Raw genomic sequence first — 2483 nt, forward strand, 5'->3', positions numbered from 1 at the left:
ATACTTTATTCCTCTTCATTGCTCTGATTATCATAACCCCTATTTGCAAATTCTTCAAGCTTTGATTGATTCAACCAATTTTTTACCCTCAAAATACTCTCTTCATATCTTTTTTTATTTTTATTTTCTTCTATTTTATCTAAATATCTCATAGTTTTTCCTTTGGTAACTTTGTTTATTTTAAAGGTAATATCATTTTTTCTCTCATTTTTTATTTCTTTTTTATTATTTATAATATGACTGACATTTTTAGTTGCATTTTTAGATTTATAAATTTTAACCCTTTTGTTTTGTAAATATTTTTTTTGTGTTTTCTTTGTGAATTTATATATCGCATTAGCATCATGTTCAACTATAGATTGTTTACTTTCTAGTAAACGGTTCAAGTTGTTATTGCTATATTTGTTAACAGCATATCTTATATAAGAACCATTCCCTTTACCCAATCTGATTAGTGTTTTTTCAATAATGCCATTTTTACATAAAAAGCATAAATCTTGTCTCAGTGTTCTGAGTGTTATTATTTTAATATCATCCTTTTTAAGGAAATAATTTAATGTATTTAATATTTTTGTTTGATTGTAATTAATAGCATTTTTTTGAAAGTATTTAAGCATTGATAATATTTTATAGTATCTAGTGTGATATTGTTTTAATGGTTGTGTATTAAGTTCTAATTTTTGTTTGGTCATTTAGTTTCTCCTACTACGAACTCATTTTTTCTAAATTATACATAATATTTTTCTAAATGTAAACAATATTAAAAATTATTTCATATAAATTTGATTATGAAAATTTTGCAAAAATTTATTATGTCAGGATAGTTATTAATTTCAATTTTGTAAAATTAATTTTATAGGATTTATGATTTGTTAGTGGGTAAAAAGTACTTTGACATTATTGTTTAATGGAATAAAATTTATTTGAGAAATGAAAGTGAACAGTATTGACTGCTAAATATAATTATTTGTATGTAAATTATCTTACGTCCTCTTAAAAACTCTCTATTACAATTTATTAAAAGGATTATATAAAATATGTTTTTAACATATAAAGAATTTTGCTATCAATTATAAATTAGTTGAAAAAATGAGTATAAATTAATTAGTATAAATTAAATACTTTTAGTGTAATATTGGATAGGCAAAGTCAATATAAAAATTAGATATTCCTTAAAATCCTTTAATAAGAATTTATTATCTTTAATAATAGATAATAAATATAGATAATAAATATTAAATTTACATTAAAAAATATTTAAAAAAACGAAAAATTGATATAAAATAACTGGGAAATAGTAGATTTTGTTAATAATCCTAAGCCAAGAACATTAACACAACCTACTAAAAGGTTCTCAACCAAACAGTTCATTATAGGTAGTTACAAAAATAACCACATTATACAACACATGTTACTACATTAAATTCTTTTTTTCAACCTATGTTCATATTTTTTATGAATATTTTCTAAATATTCTTTATTATTTATATACTTATAATATTAATATTTCTTTTGTCTATAACTGGACAATTTGTCTTTGTTGCTTTTTTAAAAGATTGTTTAGAGCCTTTTTATATGCTTGGTAATAATCATTAGCCAAACAAAAATCTTTTCTATAAAAAACTGTTTTCTTTATATCATTCCTCTTAGAAAGAATGCCTATCAATTTTTCTATGACTAGATACTTTATTCCTCTTCATTGCTCTGATTATCATAACCCCTATTTGCAAATTCTTCAAGCTTTGATTGATTCAACCAATTTTTTACCCTCAAAATACTCTCTTCATATCTTTTTTTATTTTTATTTTCTTCTATTTTATCTAAATATCTCATAGTTTTTCCTTTGGTAACTTTGTTTATTTTAAAGGTAATATCATTTTTTCTCTCATTTTTTATTTCTTTTTTATTATTTATAATATGACTGACATTTTTAGTTGCATTTTTAGATTTATAAATTTTAACCCTTTTGTTTTGTAAATATTTTTTTTGTGTTTTCTTTGTGAATTTATATATCGCATTAGCATCATGTTCAACTATAGATTGTTTACTTTCTAGTAAACGGTTCAAGTTGTTATTGCTATATTTGTTAACAGCATATCTTATATAAGAACCATTCCCTTTACCCAATCTGATTAGTGTTTTTTCAATAATGCCATTTTTACATAAAAAGCATAAATCTTGTCTCAGTGTTCTGAGTGTTATTATTTTAATATCATCCTTTTTAAGGAAATAATTTAATGTATTTAATATTTTTGTTTGATTGTAATTAATAGCATTTTTTTGAAAGTATTTAAGCATTGATAATATTTTATAGTATCTAGTGTGATATTGTTTTAATGGTTGTGTATTAAGTTCTAATTTTTGTTTGGTCATTTAGTTTCTCCTACTACGAACTCATTTTTTCTAAATTATACATAATATTTTTCTAAATGTAAACAATATTAAAAATTATTTCATATAAATTTGATTATGAAAATTTTGCA

At 21.6% G+C, this 2483-nt stretch carries 2 protein-coding genes; both read right to left on the bottom strand.

Annotated elements, in window-relative coordinates; all coding sequences use genetic code 11:
* Nucleotides 1-5: 5 nt before the first annotated feature.
* Nucleotides 6-692, bottom strand: a complete 687-nt coding sequence (locus tag U880_RS0103200; protein WP_024654560.1) for a plasmid maintenance protein — start codon at nt 690-692, stop codon at nt 6-8.
* Nucleotides 693-1686: 994 nt separating this feature from the next.
* Entirely contained in the window at nt 1687-2373 is a 687-nt protein-coding gene (locus U880_RS0103210; protein WP_024654560.1) for a plasmid maintenance protein, read from the bottom strand.
* Nucleotides 2374-2483: the final 110 nt, after the last annotated feature.

Origin of the sequence: Borrelia hispanica CRI (assembly GCF_000500065.1) — a bacterium.
GTDB lineage: Bacteria > Spirochaetota > Spirochaetia > Borreliales > Borreliaceae > Borrelia > Borrelia hispanica.